General features: G+C 67.9%; 16 protein-coding genes and 1 pseudogene. 5 read left to right on the forward strand and 12 right to left on the reverse strand.

All coding sequences use genetic code 11. The features are described 5' to 3' along the window. Positions 1 to 135: 135 nt before the first annotated feature. Complete coding sequence (locus tag MF6396_RS06120; protein WP_043863486.1) at positions 136 to 666, forward strand: hypothetical protein; 531 nt, start codon at positions 136 to 138, stop codon at positions 664 to 666. Here the strand turns inward: MF6396_RS06120 and cycA are convergent. The 12 genes from cycA to MF6396_RS06180 all read right to left on the reverse strand — a co-directional run bounded on the left by cycA (position 657) and on the right by MF6396_RS06180 (position 14099). Beyond that, on the reverse strand, positions 657 to 2078 hold the full coding sequence (gene cycA, locus MF6396_RS06125) for a D-serine/D-alanine/glycine transporter (protein WP_054916158.1): 1422 nt from the start codon (positions 2076 to 2078) through the stop codon (positions 657 to 659). The two genes, MF6396_RS06120 and cycA, sit on opposite strands and share 10 nt — an antisense overlap. A gap of 178 nt (positions 2079 to 2256) precedes the next feature. Beyond that, a complete protein-coding gene (locus MF6396_RS06130; RefSeq protein WP_054916157.1) occupies positions 2257 to 3270 on the reverse strand; it encodes a FecCD family ABC transporter permease in 1014 nt (337 codons plus the stop codon). Beyond that, the gene (locus tag MF6396_RS06135) at positions 3267 to 4211 is read right to left on the reverse strand and encodes an ABC transporter substrate-binding protein (protein WP_078479887.1); all 945 of its coding nucleotides are present in this window, start codon (positions 4209 to 4211) and stop codon (positions 3267 to 3269) included. The genes MF6396_RS06130 and MF6396_RS06135 overlap by 4 nt, the downstream gene beginning before the upstream one ends. Next, positions 4208 to 4996: an ABC transporter ATP-binding protein gene (locus MF6396_RS06140; protein ID WP_078479888.1), complete on the reverse strand. Its 789-nt coding sequence runs from the start codon at positions 4994 to 4996 to the stop codon at positions 4208 to 4210. Before MF6396_RS06140 ends, MF6396_RS06135 begins: the two co-directional genes overlap by 4 nt. Before the next feature lie 97 nt (positions 4997 to 5093). Next, entirely contained in the window at positions 5094 to 7232 is a 2139-nt protein-coding gene (locus tag MF6396_RS06145) for a TonB-dependent receptor (protein WP_078479889.1), read from the reverse strand. A 198-nt stretch (positions 7233 to 7430) separates the two neighbouring features. Beyond that, positions 7431 to 9491: a TonB-dependent copper receptor gene (locus tag MF6396_RS06150; protein ID WP_078479890.1), complete on the reverse strand. Its 2061-nt coding sequence runs from the start codon at positions 9489 to 9491 to the stop codon at positions 7431 to 7433. Between the two features lie 82 nt (positions 9492 to 9573). Then, positions 9574 to 9990, reverse strand: coding sequence for a DUF2946 domain-containing protein (locus MF6396_RS06155; protein WP_078479891.1), 417 nt, complete (start codon positions 9988 to 9990; stop codon positions 9574 to 9576). 20 nt (positions 9991 to 10010) lie between these two features. Then, the gene (locus MF6396_RS06160; protein ID WP_043863478.1) at positions 10011 to 10481 is read right to left on the reverse strand and encodes a copper chaperone PCu(A)C; all 471 of its coding nucleotides are present in this window, start codon (positions 10479 to 10481) and stop codon (positions 10011 to 10013) included. 47 nt (positions 10482 to 10528) lie between these two features. After that, entirely contained in the window at positions 10529 to 10915 is a 387-nt protein-coding gene (locus tag MF6396_RS06165; RefSeq protein ID WP_054916153.1) for a DUF2946 domain-containing protein, read from the reverse strand. A 175-nt stretch (positions 10916 to 11090) separates the two neighbouring features. Beyond that, entirely contained in the window at positions 11091 to 11804 is a 714-nt protein-coding gene (locus tag MF6396_RS06170; protein ID WP_078479892.1) for a cobalt-precorrin-6A reductase, read from the reverse strand. After that, positions 11801 to 12895, reverse strand: coding sequence for a cobalt-precorrin-5B (C(1))-methyltransferase (locus tag MF6396_RS06175; protein ID WP_043863475.1), 1095 nt, complete (start codon positions 12893 to 12895; stop codon positions 11801 to 11803). Before MF6396_RS06175 ends, MF6396_RS06170 begins: the two co-directional genes overlap by 4 nt. Continuing rightward, positions 12888 to 14099, reverse strand: a complete 1212-nt coding sequence (locus MF6396_RS06180; RefSeq protein WP_043863474.1) for a bifunctional cobalt-precorrin-7 (C(5))-methyltransferase/cobalt-precorrin-6B (C(15))-methyltransferase — start codon at positions 14097 to 14099, stop codon at positions 12888 to 12890. The genes MF6396_RS06175 and MF6396_RS06180 overlap by 8 nt, the downstream gene beginning before the upstream one ends. A gap of 101 nt (positions 14100 to 14200) precedes the next feature. Between MF6396_RS06180 and cobG the strand changes: the two genes are divergently transcribed. The 4 genes and pseudogenes from cobG to MF6396_RS06200 all read left to right on the forward strand — a co-directional run. Continuing rightward, complete coding sequence (cobG, locus tag MF6396_RS06185; protein WP_078479893.1) at positions 14201 to 15544, forward strand: precorrin-3B synthase; 1344 nt, start codon at positions 14201 to 14203, stop codon at positions 15542 to 15544. Next, positions 15537 to 16163: a precorrin-8X methylmutase gene (locus MF6396_RS06190; RefSeq protein ID WP_054916150.1), complete on the forward strand. Its 627-nt coding sequence runs from the start codon at positions 15537 to 15539 to the stop codon at positions 16161 to 16163. Before cobG ends, MF6396_RS06190 begins: the two co-directional genes overlap by 8 nt. Further along, the gene (locus tag MF6396_RS06195) at positions 16163 to 16894 is read left to right on the forward strand and encodes a precorrin-2 C(20)-methyltransferase (protein ID WP_054916149.1); all 732 of its coding nucleotides are present in this window, start codon (positions 16163 to 16165) and stop codon (positions 16892 to 16894) included. Before MF6396_RS06190 ends, MF6396_RS06195 begins: the two co-directional genes overlap by 1 nt. Next, a pseudogene (locus MF6396_RS06200) lies at positions 16894 to 17213 on the forward strand (cobalt-precorrin 5A hydrolase); the annotation flags it as partial. The gene MF6396_RS06195 and the pseudogene MF6396_RS06200, both read left to right, overlap by 1 nt.

Consider the following 17213-nt stretch of genomic DNA (forward strand, 5'->3'; position numbering starts at 1 on the left):
ACAAGGTGCAGGGCAGGGTGGGTGCACCGGGATGGCGCTTGCCGTGGTGCAGTACGCGCAAGACTGCACAGCAATAGTTCACGGCGATGCCTTATGCTTGCGCCCTCACTTCAACTCGGCTCAAGGATTTTCGCCATGGAAGCGTCATCGCTGTACTTTCGCTGCAACATCACCCCGGCCCAGTACCAGGCCGCGGTGACCTCACCTGCGGCGGGCGCTGGCGAGTTCGATGACTGGCAGCAATGGCTGGACGCCGCCGAGGTGCACGGGGTACGTGATCTTGACCAGAAGGCGCCTGAAAATGCGGTGGCGCTGGGCGATTTGCTTCAGGGCTGGGTCGACTGCATGTACGGCAGCCTGATGCAGTACGACGAGGCGTCGCAGGTCTGGCAGTTCGCGTTGGTGGAGTTCACCAACAATTACGGCGAGATGATCCAGCTGCTGGCCCCTCTGCGTCAGATGGCGAAGTACGCCAAGCCGGAGTCGGACAGCTTCCTGCTGGTCTATTCGTATATCTGGGGTGATGGCGACAATGCGTTCCTCACCCTGGGCCAGCAGCGCAGCCAGTTTGCCAGCGGCCCTTCGCCCGAACAGCGGGCCGAGGCCGATGGCGTGCTGGAAGGGCTTGCCCAAGCCCTCCAGCAGCAGGAGTACGACTACGACTGACGCGGCGTGGTAGCGGGCACCGGCACACGCGCCTGGCGCTTGCGGCGCACGGTCTGGTAGGTCACGGCCAGCAGAACGAACCACAGCGGCGTCACCAGCAGGGCCTGGCGGGTATCGCTCTCCAGGCACAGCAACACCAGGATGAAAGCGAAGAACGTCAGGCATACCCAGCACATGAAGCGCCCGCCCGGCATCTTGTACTTCGAGGCCTGGTGCAGCGGCGCACGCTCCTTGCGGTAGGTGAGGTACGACAGCAGGATCAGCGTCCACACGAACATGAACAGGATCGCCGACACCGTGGTCACCAGGGTGAAGGCCTCGATCAGGTCGGGGATCACGTACATCAGGGCCGCGCCCAGCAGCAGGCAGGTGCACGAGAAGTACAGGCCGTTGGCCGGCACCTTGCGGCTGGACAGGGTCTCGAAGCTTTTCGGCGCATCGCCCTGCTGGGCCAGGCCGAACAGCATGCGGCTGGTGGAAAACACCCCGCTGTTGGCCGAGGAGGCCGCCGAGGTCAGCACCACGAAGTTGATGATGCTCGCCGCCGCCGGCAGCCCGGCCAGCACGAACAGCTCGACGAACGGGCTCTTGCCCGGCACCACGTCGCGCCACGGGGTGACGGCCATGATCGCGATCAGCGCCAGCACGTAGAACATGATGATGCGGATCGGGATCGAGTTGATCGCCCGCGGCAGGGTGCGCTCGGGGTTCTTCGCCTCGGCGGCGGTGGTGCCCACCAGTTCGATGCCGACGAAGGCGAACACGGCAATCTGGAAGCCCGCGAAAAAGCCCATCAGGCCATGGGGGAACATGCCCGCGTCATTCCACAGGTTGCTCAGCTGTGCACTGGTGCCGGTGGGTGATTGGAAGCCGACGAACACCATGTACAGGCCGGTGCACACCAGCGCCATGATCGCGATGATCTTGATCAGGGCGAACCAGAACTCGATTTCGCCGAACAGCTTCACCGTGATCAGGTTCAGCGACAGTAGCACGCCGACGCAGGCCAGGGCCGGCGCCCATTGCGGCAGGTCAGGGAACCAGAACTGCGAGTAGGCGGCGATTGCGATCACGTCGGCAATACCGGTGATGATCCAGCAGAACCAGTAGGTCCAGCCGGTGAAGTAGCCGGCCCAGGGGCCGAGCAGGTCGGCGGAGAAATCGATGAACGACTTGTAGTTGAGGTTCGAAAGCAGCAGTTCGCCCATGGCACGCATGACGAAGAACAGCATGAAACCGATGATCATGTAGACGAAGATGATCGACGGGCCAGCCAGGCTGATGGTCTTGCCCGAGCCCATGAACAGGCCGGTGCCGATGGCCCCGCCAATCGCGATGAGCTGGATATGGCGGTTGGTGAGGTTGCGTTGCAGGTCGTGGGCCGGGGTGTCCGGCGGTTGCTGGTTGGTCATGGGTGGCATTCCATTGAGGAGTCAGTCTTCTTGTGCGTGAAGCGCTCGCTAGGCTATCACGGGCTTTTGCCCTGGCGAGGTGGCAATACGTCTCAAGTTGGTACGTTCGCACCGCTTTGTTGATCGCGGTCAAGGCAGGATTTCCGGGCCAGGCAAGGGCTCAGCGCCAGGCAGCAGTTCAGCGCCGGCGCATCATGCCGATGAAGAACAGCCCGCCGATGGCCGCCGTGGCGATGCCGATGGGCAGGTCTTCAGGGGCGATCAGGGTGCGTGCGGCCACATCCACCCAGATCAGGAACAGGCTGCCCAGCAGCAGCGACACCGGCAGCAGCCGGCGGTGCTCGGCGCCCACCAGGCGCCGCGCAATGTGCGGCACCATCAGGCCGACAAAGCCGATGGAGCCGCTGATCGCCACCAGCACGCCAGTCAGCAGCGAGCAGATCAGAAACGCCAGCAGGCGCACCGAGCGTGCGTTCAGGCCCAGGGTCACGGCGGTCTGCTCGCCGGCCATCAGCGCATTGAGCGCGCGTGCCATGCCCAGCAGCAGGCCCAGCCCCAGCAGCACGCTGGCTGCCGGCACCGCCAGCAGCTCCCAGCGCGCCAGGCCCAGGCCGCCGAGCATCCAGAACATCACCGCCGAGCTTGCACGATGATCGCCCATGAACAGCAGCAGGTTGGCCAGCGCCATCATCACGAAGGCCACGGCCACCCCGCACAGCAACAGGCGGTCGCTGTCCAGGCGGCCATGCCGGCTGGCAATCGCCAGCACCAGCAGCATGCTGCACAGCGCGCCGACAAAGGCTGCCAGCGGCAGGGTCAGCACGCCGATCAGTTCACCCACATGCAGCACCACCAGCACCGCACCCAGGGTGGCGCCGGAGGTCACGCCGAGCAGGTGCGGGTCGGCCAGCGGGTTGCGCGTGACCGCCTGCAGCACCGCGCCGATCATCGCCAGGCCGCCGCCCACCAGCGCGCCCAGGAGCATGCGCGGCACCCGGATCAGCCACACGATATGTTCCTGGCCGGCGGTCCAGGCGGGCACCTCGGGGGCAATACCGAACACCTTGAACAGCAGCACCCGGGCGACCACCTCGACCGGCACCGGGGCCGAACCGAACCCCAGCGAGAGCACGCACGACACCAGCAGCAGGCCGCTCAGCGCCAGCAGCATCAGGCGATAGCGATTGTTCATGCGCCGTGCAGGCCCTTGGCGATGGCCTCGATAGCCTCGACGTTTTCCAGGCTCGGCGTGGCGGCCACATAGGGAATGACCACGAAGCGCCGGTTACGCACCGCGTCGACCGATTGCAGGGCCGGGTGCTGTTCCAGAAACTGCTGCTTCTGCGCGGCGGTGATCTCGCCGTAGTCGACGATCACGATCACCTCGGGGTTGCGTTCGACCACGCTTTCCCAGTTCACGCGGGTCCAGCTGGCCTCGATGTCATCGAGGATGTTGCGCCCGCCGGCGGCGTTGATCAGCGCCTCGGGCATGCCCAGGCGCCCGGAGGTCATGGCGCGGTCTTCGCCGCTGTCATACAGGAACACCCGCGGGCGCTGCGCCGGCAGGTGCTGCTGCACGCTGGCCACGCGCTGCTGCATCTGCTCGATCAGCTGGCTGGCGCGGGCCTGCACGTCGAAGATCCGGCCCAGGTTGCGCAGGTCGGTGTAGGTGTCGTCCAGGCTCGCCGGCGGGCGCTTCATCACGAACGCGCACGACTCGGTCAGCTCGTACACCGCGATGCCCAGCGGCGCCAGGCTCTGCGGGGTGAGGTCGCCGCCCACGCGCATGCCGTAGTCCCAGCCGGCGAAGAAGAAGTCGACGTTGGCGTTGAGCAGGGTTTCCACCGAAGGGTACTTGCTGGCCAGCTCCGGCAGGCCGTCGAGTTCCTTGCGCAGCGCCGGGGTCACTGCCTTCCAGCCGCTGACGCCGCTGTAGCCGACCATCTTCGTGCGCAGGCCCAGGGCGAGCATCATCTGGGTCATGTTGATGTCGTGGCTCAGGGCGCGTTCGGGGGCCTTGGCGAAGGTCACCTCGCGGTTGCAGCTGTGCACCGTGAGCGGGTAGTGCGTGACCTCGGCCAGGGCCGGGCCGGCGACCAGCAGCAGCGCGGCAAGCAGGGCGGATCGAATCATTGGGGGGCTATCCAGGTGATGCGTGGATGGTCGGCCAGCGGGTGGCGGTCGATCAGCGCCTGAACGCCGAACACCTCGCGCAGCAGCTCGGCGGTGAGGACCTGGTGCGGCGTGCCGCTGGCCACGATGCGGCCGTGGTCGAGCACGTACAGGCGGTCGCAGAAGGCCGCGGCCAGGTTCAGGTCGTGGATGCTGGCCAGGGTGGCGATGCGCAGCTGGCGCACCTGGTGCAGCAGGGCCAGTTGGTAACGCGGGTCGAGGTGGTTGGTCGGTTCGTCGAGGATCAGTACGCGCGGTTGCTGCACCAGGGCGCGGGCCAGGATCACGCGCTGCTTTTCACCGCCCGAAAGGGTGGCGAAGGCGTGGTCGTCGAAGCCGTGCAGGCCGACATCGAGCAGCGCCTGCTGTACACGCTGGCGGTCTTGGCGGCTGTCGCCGTCGAACAGGCCCTGGTGCGGAATGCGCCCCATGGCGACCACTTCGGCCACGTTCAGGCCAAACGCGTCGGGAAACTCCTGCAGCACCACCGCGATGCGCTGGGCACACCAGCGCGGCGATTGTTGCCAGAGGTTGTGGTCGTCGAGGGTGATGTGCCCGCGTTCGGGCGCGTTGAAGCGGTAGGCGCACCGCAGCAGGCTGGTCTTGCCGCTGCCGTTGGGGCCAATGAGGCCGACGAATTCGCCGGGGCGCACCTGCAGGTCGACGCCACGCAGCTGGAACTGGTGGTGGCAGTGGCCGTGGCCTTTGGGGGACCAGTGCAGGTTGTGGATATTCAGGGTGGTCATGTGTCGTCTATTCGGGCCTCTTCGCCGGCAAGGCCGGCTCCTGCAGGACCGGTGTGGTGTGTAGGAGCCGGCCTTGCCGGCGAATGGGGCGACGCGGTCAGAAGGTGTAGTCGGCCGTCACGAAGAACGCGCGCGGCTCACCCAGGATCCATTGCTGGCCGTCATTGTACTGACTTTGCGCGTACCGACGGTCGAACAGGTTGTTCAACTGCAGGCCCAGCGTGGCATCGCTGAGCACCTGCCACGCCACCGAGGCATCCACCACCGTGTAGCTCGGCAGCCGGGTAGTGTTGCCCATGTCGGCATAGCGCCCGTCCACATAGCGCACCCCGGCGCCGGCGCGCAGGCTGTCGGTCAGGCCCTTGCTCAGCCACAGGTTGGCGGTGCGCCCCGGTACGTCGGTGGGGCGGTTGCCGGCCCGCGATACCATCACGCCGTTCACCTCCTGCTCGAATTCGTCATAGCGTGCACGCACGAACGCGGCGTTGGCCTGTACCTGCCAGTCGTGCGGCAGCTGCAGGTCCAGGCTGGCCTCGATGCCGTCGGACGACTGCTTGCCCACCTGCAGTTGCCGGCCGGTGCCGATCTGCGACGGGTCGTCGGTGAGCAGGTCCTTCTTGACGATGTGGTATGCCGCCAGGGTCCATTCGCCACGCTGCTGCCAGAACTGCTGCTTGACCCCGACCTCGGTCTGGCGCGCCTTGGCCAGGCCGTACTGCTGCTGGTCGGGGCTCAGCGAGATCAAGCCGCCAACGCCATCGGTGCTGGTGGCGTGCTGGGCATACAGCGACGTTTCGGGGGTGAGGGCGAACACCAGCCCGGCCTTCCAGTTGTTGCCGTCCAGGCTGGTGTCACTGCGTGTGTTGCCGATCACTTCGCTGCGCAGGTCGTTGCGGTCCAGGTGCACCACGTCGCGGCGCACGCCCGTCACCAGCGACAGGCGCTCGGTGAGCTGCAGGCGGTTTTCGGCGAACAGCGCGAACTGGTGGGTCAGGCTGTCGAACTGCGGACGGTACGCCGAATCGCTGGCAAAGCCGCTGCGCTGCGGGTGGCGCAGGTCGATCGGCTCGCCGCCGACGATGCTGTCGTTGAACGGCGCGTTGCTGTTGAGCTGGAAGCGGATGCGGTTGTAGTCGGCGCCCACCAGGGTCTGGCTGTCGAGGCCGAACAGGCTGTGCCTGAAGGTGAAGGTCTGGCGATCACCCACCTGCTCCTGCTGGTGCTTGATGCCGAAGTTGCCACTGCGCAGCAGTTGCTGGCTGGCCGCATCCCAGGTGTAGTTCTCGGCGTTCTGCCAGCGGCGGTTGGCCTTGAGGTAGTACAGCTCGTTGGTGGAACTGACGCTGTCGCTGATCTGCCACTCGGTGGTCAGGCGCGTCCACTGGTCGTTGTAGTGCTGCTTGTCGTTGCTGATGTTGTAGTTCTTGTCGCGCAGGCTCTCGCGCAGGTGGCCGTTGATCAGCGGCGTGCCGAAGTAGTTCATCGGCTTCTGGTCGCCATAGTCGTGCGCCAGGGTGAAGGCCAGGTCGTCATTGGCCTGCCAGCGCAGCGCCGCGCTGATGGCGGTGCTGCTGGAGTCGCCGTGGTCGATCCAGCCGTTGCTGCGCAGCTGGTTGATGTTCAGGCGGTAGCTCAGGCTGTCGGTGAGCGAGCCGCCGCTGTCGAGGGCGGTCTGCTGGCTGTCGTGACTGCCGTAGCCCAGGCGCAGGTGGTTGACGATCTCGCCCTCGAAGGGCTTTTTCGGCACCACGTTGACCACCGCACCGGTGGCGCCTTCGCCATACAGCACCGAGGCCGGGCCGCGCAGAACGTCGATGCGTTCCACCGACCAGGTGTCCACCGGGAAGGTCACGGTGCCCATGCCGGTGTACATGCGGTTGCCGTCGAACAGCTGCATCACCGAGCTCTGCCCGGTGAAGCCGCGGGCCTGCAGCGAGGTGCCGCCATCGCCCGGGGTGCCGGTGCGGCTGATGCCGGTACTGCGCGACACGCCGTCCTGTACGCTGCGATCGCCACGTGCGCGTACCTGCTCGCCGCTCAGGCTCTCGACGCTGCCCGGGGTTTGCAGGGCGTTCAAGTTCAGGCGCGAACCGGCGCTGGTCGGGGTATCGAGGCGGACCCGCTGTTCGGCGTCGGCCGTGGCGGGGATGGTGCCGGCAGGCAGGGTCAGGGTGTTGGCCAGGGCGCAATCGCACGCGGCCAGCAGGCTCAGGGAGCCGATCAGGTACTTGTTCATCGGAAGGGAAATCGCTTGTCCATAAGGCCCGGGCGCGTCGGTGCGCCGGGTTCGAGGCGGGTGTTTTTCGGGGCGTATAATGTAACATTTTGCCGATTGGCGGTAGCGCAGCGTGCTCATGTGCTGCATGAGCAGGGCTCAGGTTGGCGCCGCCGGTCTGCCAGAGGGCACGGCCAGTGGCCGCGCCCGTGTGGTGCATCAGAAGCTCAGGTCGACCTTGGTCCAGAGGGTACGCCCTGGCTCGTTGATCGCCTGCGGATCACTGGCCGGGTAGCCGAAGCCGGCATTGCCCGCCAGGTTCAGGTGCTCGGCGTAGGCCTTGTCGAACAGGTTGTCGACGCCGGCACTGAGCTTGATGTTCTTGCTCACGCGGTAGGCGCCGTTGAGCGAGAACACGCCGAAGCCTGCGCTTTTCTCGTAGTCCTTGCCCACCACGTTGCCGGAACCCTCGGCGATGCGGTTCTGCGCCGAGACCAGGCGCCACAGCGCACCGGCGCTCCAGGCGTCGCGGCTGTAGGTCAGGCCCAGGCGGCTTTCCAGCGGCGGCATCTGCGGCAGCGCCTTGCCATCGCTGCTGTTCTTGCCCCAGGCGTAGGCCAGGGTGGCGTCGGCTTTCCAGTTGGGCGCGAACTGATAGGCCGCGCCCAGCTCGCCGCCCATGATACGGGCATCGATGTTCTGCGCCTGGGAGCTGAGCATGCCCATCATGCCGGGACGGTAGTCGAACAGGATGTAGTCGCGCACCTGGCCGACATAGCCCGAGGCCCAGGCTTCGAGCTGCTCGGTCTTGTACTGGATGCCCACGTCCAGCTGGGTGGTCTTCTCCGGCTTGATCGAGTCGAACGCATTGAGCGAGCCGGCCGGGCCCGACTTGGGCGAGAACAGCTCCCAGTAGTCGGGGAAGCGCTGGGCATGGCCCAGGCCCACATAGGTGGTGGCCGGGAGGTCGAGCAGGTCGTGCTCGTAGCGCACGAACCCGCTGGGCAGGGTGTCGGCGCGGGTGTTGCCGCGGGTGGCGCTGGCTTCACGAAAATCCTTGGCCGAGGCGCGGTCCAGGCGCGCGCCGCTGACCAGGCGGTCCTGGCTGGAGGTTTCCCAGGTCAGCTCGCCGAACACGCCGTAGTTGTGAAAGTCCGCGTCCTTGGTCCAGGGCTCGGCCTTGTGCGCATCCACGCCCATGCCGCCGCGCTGGCGATGTTCGTTGGTCTGCGCATCGACACCGCTGACCAGGGTCACGTCCTCCCAGCGCCAGGTGGCCTTGAGCCGCCCGCCGAGGGTGCGGCGGTCGACGTTGCTGACCATCGGTCCGGCCATCATGCCGCTGGTGGGCGAGGTGCGCAGGCTGTAGTTGTCCATCACGTGGTCGGCGTAGTTGTAGTAGACCTGGGCTTCGAGCTTGTCGAGCACCCCGCCCAGGTTGGATTTCTCAAAGCGCAGGCCCAGGCTTTCGCGCTTGAACTGCGAACCGTCCATGCCGCGCCCGGCATAGCGCGCCTCGCCATCGCCCTTGCCGGCAGTGAGTTCGAGCAGGGTGTCGGCATCCGGGGTCCAGCCCACGGCCACGTCACCGTTCCACTTGTCCCAGCGCGAGGGCACGGTGTCGCCGTTGCCGTCCTTGTAGTCGTCGGAGCGCGACTGGTTGCCGACAAAGCGTGCATAGCCCTGTGCGTTGCCTGCCGCAGCATCCAGCACCTTGTCGAAGCGCCCGTTGGAGCCGGCCAGCAGGCTTGCGTTGACGCGGCTGCCGAGCTCGCCGAACTGTTCGGGCTCGCGGTCGAAGAGGATGGTGCCGGCCGAGGCGCCGGGGCCCCACTGCACGCTCTGCGGGCCCTTGATTACGGTGAGGCGGTCGTAGGTTTCCGGCGAGATGTACGAGGTGGGTGCGTCCATGCGGTTGGGGCAGGCGCCGAGCATCACGCCGCCGTTGGTAAGGATGTTCAGGCGCGAGCCGAACATGCCGCGCAGCACCGGGTCGCCGTTGGTGCCACCGGCGCGGATGGCCGAGAAGCCCGGGATGGTCTTGAGGTAGTCGGCGCCGTCGCTGGCCGGTACCGGCTGGCGTGGGTCCTTGGGGTTGGTGACGATGGTCAGCGGCGAGCTGGGCGCCACGGCAGTGATCACCGTGGGGCTCAGTTCGGTGTGGTCGTGGCCTTCGTGGCCGCTGTCGGCGGCCAGGGCCACGTGGCTGAACAGGGTGCCGCACAGCAGGGCGATGGTGCCTTGCAGCGACAGGCGCAGGGTAACGGTAGAGCCGGACATAGTATTTCCAACATCGTGTGGTCGTGAGGGTGCGCAAGAGCCTCGGCAGCAAGCCGGGCCCTGGGGCGCATGCAAAGTGGGTTCAGACGACGATGTGGGCAGGTGGCGCGCGGCTGCGGGCGCCGGGGAAGATGGCCTGGCGCGCATGGCCCTGGCGCGGCTGGACGCGCAGGGTGGGGTGGGGCGAGACGGCCTCGGTGTCGAGCAGGCTGAGCGTCTGCGGCAGCGCCGGGCAGTGGAAGAACAGGCTGCAGTAGCCGCACTTTTCCCAGATGACGTGCAGCGCTGCCGGGTTGTCGGCCGGGCTGCTGGCGTGGCTGCCTGAGTGGCAGTCCATGGCCATGTCCATGCCGGGCATGGAGGCACGGTGATCCATCGGCATCGACTGGGAGACCAGTGGGCCGATGAAGATCATCAACATGGCGAACAGGCTCAGCCAGCTGCCGCGTGCTCGTTGGAGGTCAGCGGGGCGGGCGAGCCTGCCGCAGGGCAGGCGCATGGCGTGCAGCCGTCAGCGAATCAATGGCTGTGGGCGGTGCCCTCGGGGGCCTGTTTCTGCACGGCCACTTCGACCGTGATGTTGCCGGCCTTCTGGAAATGCAGGGTCAGCGGGAAGCGCTTGCCGTCGCTGAGCAGGCTGCGGTCCTTGGGCTGCATCAGCATCACGTGGTAGGCGCCGGGGGCGAACACCAGGTCGGCGCCGGCGGGGATGTCGACACCCTGCACCTGCTGCATCTTCATCAGGCCGTCCTTGTGCACATGCTCGTGCAGTTCGGCGTTGTCGGTGATCGGGCTGTCGACGCCGAGCAGGCGGTCGGCGCTCTTGCCGTTGTTGTGCACGATGAAATAGGCGGCCACGTTGGGGGCGTTGGGCGGCAGCTCCTGCGACCACGGGTGGGCGATATGCAGGTCGCCCACGGTGTATTCATGGGCGTTGGCAAAGGTGGCGGGCAGCAGCAGGGCGGCCAGCAGCAGGGCGTTCTTGAGCATGGTCAATCTCCGTTCGGGTCAGGTTCGCAACTGGTAGCGTAGTGAACTCAGGCCTGGGGGGAGGCGCGGGGATTGAGCGCGGGCCATTGCTGGCGTGGCGTGGGGTGGTAGCTGGCGAGTAGCGGTGACGGGGTGTTGAGGGTGTGCTCGGACGTCACCAGCCGTGGCGGGTGGCCGGGCAGGGCCAGCAGCGGGGCAGTGCCGGAGCAGCACCAGCAGTGCTGCATGGTGGAGTGGTCGTCGTTCTGCTGTTGGCCGTCGGGGGCATTCAGCGAGATGGCGATCATCTTGGTCACGCCGCTGGAGCAGAAGGTGCCCCACAGCAGTTGTTCGGGTTGGGCTTTTGCAGCGGCGGCGGACAACGGCATGGCCAGCAGATTGAACAGCACTGCGAAGCAGGCGATCCAGGCGTAGGCGAGCCGGTGTGCGGGCATGGGGAGATCCGGTCAGGAATCGAGTGGGGCTATTTAGCCAGATGTCGAAGTATATGTAAAAAAGCCGGGGTGTGATGGAGTGTCGCAGGTGGGGTAACTGCGTCGACAGCGCATCTATCCTTCCCCTGACCTTGTGTCAGCCTTTTTTGATCGACTCTGGAGCTGTGTGCACCCGTCAAAGCGCCGCCAGCACATCGGCGACGCCCACGAACTCCCGATCCACCCCCGCCAGCGCCGGCCGCTTCAGGATCAGTACCGGCACACCCCGCTCGCGCGCCACTTCGAGCTTGGGCTCGGTCGCGGCGCTGCCACTGTTCTTGCTGATCAGCACATCCACCCGGCAACGCTCGAACAACGCCCGTTCATCCTCCAGGCGAAACGGCCCCCGCGCGCCGATCACTTCGCATCGCGCATTCCCCTCGCACGCCTCCAGCGCGCGCAAGGTCCAGAACTGCTGCGCGGGTATCTCGTGCAGGTGCTGCAACGGCTCGCGCCCCAGGGTGAACAAGGGCCGGCGAAACGGTTTCAATGCCTCGATCAACTGCGTCCAGTCCGCCACTTCCCGCCAGTCGTCACCGGCCTGCGCCTGCCATGCCGGGCGCCGCAACGCCCAGCATTCAACCCCGGCCAGGCGCGCTGCCTGCGCCGCATTGCGGCTGATCTGCGCCGCATACGGGTGGGTCGCGTCGATCACCAGACCGATGCCTTCGGCCCGCAGGTAAGCGGCCAGGCCCTCGGCCCCACCATAGCCGCCCACCCGCACCTGGCACGCCAGGTCGCTGGGCACCCGGCCGATACCGGCCAGGCTGTAGACGTGCTGCTGGCCCAGCTGACGGGCTATCAACAGCGCCTCGGTCACGCCGCCCAGCAACAGGATGCGCCGGCTCATCGAACACCCGCCCGGCCGACGATGCCGCCCTGGCGGTCGATGGCGAACACCTCTACCTGTACCTGCGCCGGCACCACGCTGCGGGCGAAAGCCAGCGCGTGCTCGCACACCGCATCCCCCAGCCCGACCCCCGCCGCACTGGCCAGGGCCAACGCCTGTTGGCTGGTGTTGGCGCCGATGATCGCCGCCTGCAACGCGGCGTCGGCACCCACCGCCGCCGCCCAGCCAGCCAGTTGCGGCAGGTCGATGCTCGAATGCCGGCTGTGCAGGTCCATGTGCCCGGCCGCCAGTTTGCTGATCTTGCCGAAGCCGCCGCAGATGCTCAGCTTGCCAACCGGCACCTTGCGCAGGTGCTTGAGCACCGCGCCGACAAAATCGCCCATCTCGATCAGGGCGATGTCGGGAATGCCGTAGACCCGGCGCATGGTGTCTTCGCTGGCATTGCCGGTACACGCGGCAATGTGTTCATAGCCATTGGTCTTGGCCACGTCGATGCCCTGGTGGATCGAGGCAATGTAGGCCGCGCAGGAAAACGGCCGCACGATGCCGCTGGTGCCCAGAATCGACAGCCCGCCGAGGATGCCCAGGCGCGGGTTCATGGTCTTGAGGGCCAGGCTGTCGCCGTCCTGCACGTTCACGGTGACCTCGAAGCCCCCCGCGTAATCGCACTCCAGGGCCAGACGCTGCAGGTGCTCGGTCATCATGCGCCGCGGCACCGGGTTGATCGCCGGCTCGCCCACCCCCAGCACCAGCCCGGGGCGGGTCACGGTGCCCACGCCGATGCCGGCGACAAAGCGCACGCCCGGCTCGGCCAGCAGCCGCACCTGGCTGTAGAGCAGCGCGCCATGGGTCACGTCGGGGTCGTCGCCGGCATCCTTGAGGGTGCCGGCTTCGGCGCCTGGCCCGGCCAGCCGGCAGAACTCCAGGCGCATCTGCACCTGTCTGCCCTTGGGCAGGGTGATCTGCACCGCGTCGTCGCATTGCCCGCTCAACAGCAGGCGCGCCGCCGCCAGGCTGGTGGCGGTGGCGCAACTGCCCGTGGTCAGGCCGCTGCGCAGCGGCGCCGGCTGTTCTGCGGTTTCGTCACGCATCGAGGGGCTTTACCACATCAAGCAGGGTGATCGGCAGCGCCTGGCGCCAGGTGTCGAACTCGCCCAGCGGCTGCGCCTGGGCCACATGGATACGGGTGAGCTCGCCGCCATGACGTTCGCGCCAGCTCATCAGCAGGGTCTCGCTCTGCAGGGTCACGGCATTGGCCACCAGCCGGCCACCGGGGCGCAGGTGCGCCCAGCATTCGTCCAGCACGCCCTCGCGGGTCACGCCGCCACCGATGAAGATCGCGTGGGGCCGCTCCAGGCCCTGCAACGCCTGCGGGGCGCGCCCGCGCACCAGTTGCAGGCCAGGCACGCCCAGGGCGTCGCGGTTGTGTTCGATCAGTTGCTGGCGGCCGGCGTCGGCCTCGATGGCCAGCGCCCGGCAGCTGGGGTGGGCGCGCATCCATTCGATGCCGATCGAGCCGCTGCCGGCGCCCACGTCCCACAGCAGCTCGCCCGGCTGCGGGGCCAGGCGGGCGAGGGTGATGGCGCGCACGTCGCGCTTGGTGATCTGCCCGTCGTGCGCGAAGGCCGAATCGGGCAGGCCGGCCAGCGGCGACAGGCGTGGTGCATCGGCGCCGGCCCGGCAGTCGATGGCCACCAGGTTGAGGTCGGCGAAGTCGGCGTCCTGCCAGCCATCGGCACGGGCATCGATGCGCCGTTCGTCGGCGCCGCCCAGGTGCTCCAGCACGCTCAGGTGGCTGGGGCCGAAGCCGCGCTCGCGCAACAGGGCGGCCAGGGCGGCGGGGCTGCTGCGGTCATTGCTCAGCACCAGCAGGCGCTGGCCGCTGTACAGGTGGGCGGCCACGGCGGCGACCGGGCGCGCTACCACCGACAGCGTGACCACGTCCTGCAGGGGCCACCCCAGGCGGGCGGCGGCCAGCGAGTAGGAAGACGGTGCAGGCAGCACCCGCATGGCCTCGGCCGGCAGCTGGCGCGCCAGGCTGGCGCCTACGCCGTAGAGCATCGGGTCGCCGCTGGCCAGCACGCACACCGGCTCGCCACGTTCGGCCAGCAGTGGCGCCAGGGAAAACGGGCTGGGCCAGGCGACCCGTTCGGCGCGCGAGCAGTGGGGCAGCAGGGCCAGCTGGCGCGGGCTGCCGAACACCTTGGTGGCTCGCAGCAGGGCATGCCGAGCCTGTTTGCCCAGGCCCGTGAAGCCGTCTTCGCCAATACCTACTACCGTCAACCAGGGCGCCATGCCGTTCCTCTTCGCTTGCCTATCCGACCGGCTGGCTTAGCCTGCCGACGGACAAAGCAGGCATAATACCGCGCCTTTGTGCTACCAGCGCCTTTTGACGAGTGCCGGGTGATCCCTTGCCGCAACCCCTGCCCACTCCAGCTCTTCGCCCCTCGGCCTGCCCGGGGTTGTGGCGTATCGTGCAGGCGCTGGACGGCGGCATTTCACGCATCAAGCTCGACGCCGGCACCCTGAGCGCGGCCCAGGCACACGCAGTGGCCGACGCCGCCGAGCGCTTTGCCGGCGGCGTGATCGAGGTAACCAACCGCAGCAACCTGCAGATTCGCGGCATCGGTGCCGACCACGCCGGGCTGGTGGCATGCCTGCTCGACGCCGGCCTGGGCCCGCGCCAGGCGGCGGGCGACGATGTGCGCAACCTGATGCTCAGCCCGGCGGCCGGTCTCGACCCGGCCATGCTGTTCGACAGCCGGGCGCTGGCGGGGCAGATCCTCGAATCGCTGCAGACCTGCGAGCGCTTTCATCAGTTGTCTGCCAAGTTCGCCGTGCAACTGGACGCTGGCGAAGACCTGGCCATGCTCACCCACCCCCACGACCTGTGGCTGTCGGCACTGCGCCTGGACGGCGAGGTGTGGCTGGCCTTCGGCCTGGCCGGCTGCCCGGCCGAGGAGGGTGCGCTGGGCGCGGTGCCGCTGGCCGCTGGGCACGCGCTGGTGCTGGCGGTGTTGCAGCGGTTTCTCGACCTGGCCACTGCGCAGCAGGCGCGCATGCGCCAGTTGCTGGCCGAATGCGGCAGCGAGGCGTTCGTGCAGGGCATTGGCGTGGCGCTGCGCCGCGACCACGCGGTGCTGGGCTGGCGCCGGCCGCGACGTGACCAGGCCCGCCATCTGGGTGTCTACCCACAGCGCCAGACGGGCAGGGTCGCGGTGGGCGCCGCCGCACCGCTGGGGCGCCTGAGCGCCGCGCAGTTGCGTGGCGCCGCGCACCTGGCCAGCAGCCTGGGCGACGCCAGCCTGCGCATGACGCCCTGGCAAAGCCTGCTGCTGCCCAATCTTGCCGCCACCGACGCCGAGCTGGCACTGGCCGGGCTGGCAGCGCTGGGCTTGCTGTGCGACCCGGCGCAGCCGCTGGCGCGCATGGTGGCCTGCACCGGTTCGGCCGGCTGCGCCAAGGCCCTGGCCGACACCAAGGCCGACGCCGTGCAGCTGGCGGCGCTGCTGCGCGCGCCGGGCCCGGTGGCCGGCATTCACCTGAGCGGCTGCGCGCGTTCCTGCGCGCTGGCCCACCGTGCACCGGCCACCCTGCTGGCGGTCGGGCCCGGGCATTACGACCTGTATTTTCACGACCCGGCGCAGCCGGGCCTGGGCGCCCCTGGCGGGCGCAACCTGACATTGAAAGAAGCGGGCGCGCAACTCGACGCCCGCCTACGGAGCAACCCCGATGATTGATTACATCCGCGACGGCCAGGAGATCTACCGCAACTCCTTCGCCATCATTCGCCAGGAGGCTCGCCTGGAGCGGATCCCGGCCGACCTGGAAAAACTCGCGGTGCGGGTCATCCATGCCTGCGGCATGGTCGAGGTGGTCGACAAGCTGCGCTTCAGCGAAGGCGCCGGCAAGGCCGGGCGCGAGGCGCTGGCCAACGGTGCGCCGATCCTGTGCGATGCGCGCATGGTCGCCGAAGGCATCACCCGTGCACGCCTGCCGGCCAACAACGAGGTGATCTGCACCCTGCGCGACGACAGCGTGCCGGGCCTGGCCAAGGAGCTGGGCAACACCCGCTCGGCGGTGGCCCTGGAGCTGTGGCGCCCGCACCTGGAAGGCAGCGTGGTGGTGATCGGCAATGCGCCGACCGCATTGTTCTACCTGCTCGAGATGATCGATGCAGGGGCGCCGAAGCCTGCGCTGATCCTCGGCTTCCCGGTCGGTTTCGTCGGCGCGGCCGAGTCCAAGGCGATGCTCGCGGCCGACAGCCGTGGCGTGCCGTTCGTGATCGTCGAGGGCCGCCTGGGCGGCAGCGCGATGGCAGCAGCGGCAGTCAATGCCCTGGCCACGGAGGTCGAATGATGCAGCCACGCGGACGACTGCTTGGCCTGGGCGTGGGCCCCGGCGACCCCGAACTGATCACGGTCAAGGCGCTGCGCCTGCTGCGCGAGGCGCCAGTGGTGGCGTACTTCGTGGCCAAGGGCAAGCGCGGCAATGCCTTCGGCATCATCGAGGCGCACCTGCAGCAGGCGCAGACATTGCTGCCGCTGGTGTACCCGGTGACCACCGAGGCACTGCCGGCGCCGCTGTCGTATGAGCAGGTGATCAGCGACTTCTACGACGGCGCCAGCCTGGAAGTGGCCGCGCACCTGGATGCCGGCCGCGACGTGGCGGTGATCTGCGAAGGCGACCCGTTCTTCTATGGCTCCTACATGTACCTGCACGACCGCCTGGCCGAGCGCTACGAGGCCCAGGTGATCCCCGGCGTGTGCTCGATGCTCGGTGGCGCCTCGGTACTCGGCGCGCCGCTGGTGTATCGCAACCAGAGCCTGTCGGTGCTGTCGGGCGTGCTGCCGGCCGACGAGCTCAAGCGCCGCCTGGCCGATGCCGACGCGGCGGTGATCATGAAGCTGGGGCGCAATTTCCCCAAGGTGCGCCAGGTGCTGGCCGAACTGGGCCTGGCCGAGCGAGCGCTGTACGTGGAGCGCGCGACCATGGCCAACCAGAAGATCGTGGCGCTGGATGCGGTCGACCCGCAGTCCTCGCCATACTTCTCGCTGATCATCGTGCCGGGTGAACGGTGGCAAGGGTGATGACATCTCACGCACCGGCCATCGTGATCCTGGGCAAGGGCAGCCTGGCCACTGCCCGCAGGCTCCAGCAGCTGTACCCCGATGCATTGATCCACGGCCTGGCCGGGCGGGTCGAGGGCACGGACCGCAGCTACCAGGACTTCGGCGCCACCCTGCGCCAGTTGTACCAGCAGGACACCCCGATCATTGCCCTGTGCGCCGCCGGCATCGTGATTCGCAGCCTGGCCAGCGTGCTGCTGGAGAAGGGCGCCGAACCGCCGGTACTGGCCGTGGCCGAAGACGGCAGCGCCGTGGTGCCGCTGCTGGGCGGGCTGGGCGG

This window comes from Pseudomonas sp. MF6396, from assembly GCF_002018915.1.
Taxonomy (GTDB): domain Bacteria; phylum Pseudomonadota; class Gammaproteobacteria; order Pseudomonadales; family Pseudomonadaceae; genus Aquipseudomonas; species Aquipseudomonas palmensis.

Coding starts and splice junctions, on each gene's coding strand:
- MF6396_RS06120 (WP_043863486.1), top strand. CDS start 136: ATGGAAGCGTCATCGCTGTACTTTCGCTGCAACATCACCCCGGCCCAG.
- cycA (WP_054916158.1), bottom strand. CDS start 2,078: ATGACCAACCAGCAACCGCCGGACACCCCGGCCCACGACCTGCAACGC.
- MF6396_RS06130 (WP_054916157.1), bottom strand. CDS start 3,270: ATGAACAATCGCTATCGCCTGATGCTGCTGGCGCTGAGCGGCCTGCTG.
- MF6396_RS06135 (WP_078479887.1), bottom strand. CDS start 4,211: ATGATTCGATCCGCCCTGCTTGCCGCGCTGCTGCTGGTCGCCGGCCCG.
- MF6396_RS06140 (WP_078479888.1), bottom strand. CDS start 4,996: ATGACCACCCTGAATATCCACAACCTGCACTGGTCCCCCAAAGGCCAC.
- MF6396_RS06145 (WP_078479889.1), bottom strand. CDS start 7,232: ATGAACAAGTACCTGATCGGCTCCCTGAGCCTGCTGGCCGCGTGCGAT.
- MF6396_RS06150 (WP_078479890.1), bottom strand. CDS start 9,491: ATGTCCGGCTCTACCGTTACCCTGCGCCTGTCGCTGCAAGGCACCATC.
- MF6396_RS06155 (WP_078479891.1), bottom strand. CDS start 9,990: ATGCGCCTGCCCTGCGGCAGGCTCGCCCGCCCCGCTGACCTCCAACGA.
- MF6396_RS06160 (WP_043863478.1), bottom strand. CDS start 10,481: ATGCTCAAGAACGCCCTGCTGCTGGCCGCCCTGCTGCTGCCCGCCACC.
- MF6396_RS06165 (WP_054916153.1), bottom strand. CDS start 10,915: ATGCCCGCACACCGGCTCGCCTACGCCTGGATCGCCTGCTTCGCAGTG.
- MF6396_RS06170 (WP_078479892.1), bottom strand. CDS start 11,804: ATGAGCCGGCGCATCCTGTTGCTGGGCGGCGTGACCGAGGCGCTGTTG.
- MF6396_RS06175 (WP_043863475.1), bottom strand. CDS start 12,895: ATGCGTGACGAAACCGCAGAACAGCCGGCGCCGCTGCGCAGCGGCCTG.
- MF6396_RS06180 (WP_043863474.1), bottom strand. CDS start 14,099: ATGGCGCCCTGGTTGACGGTAGTAGGTATTGGCGAAGACGGCTTCACG.
- MF6396_RS06190 (WP_054916150.1), top strand. CDS start 15,537: ATGATTGATTACATCCGCGACGGCCAGGAGATCTACCGCAACTCCTTC.
- MF6396_RS06195 (WP_054916149.1), top strand. CDS start 16,163: ATGCAGCCACGCGGACGACTGCTTGGCCTGGGCGTGGGCCCCGGCGAC.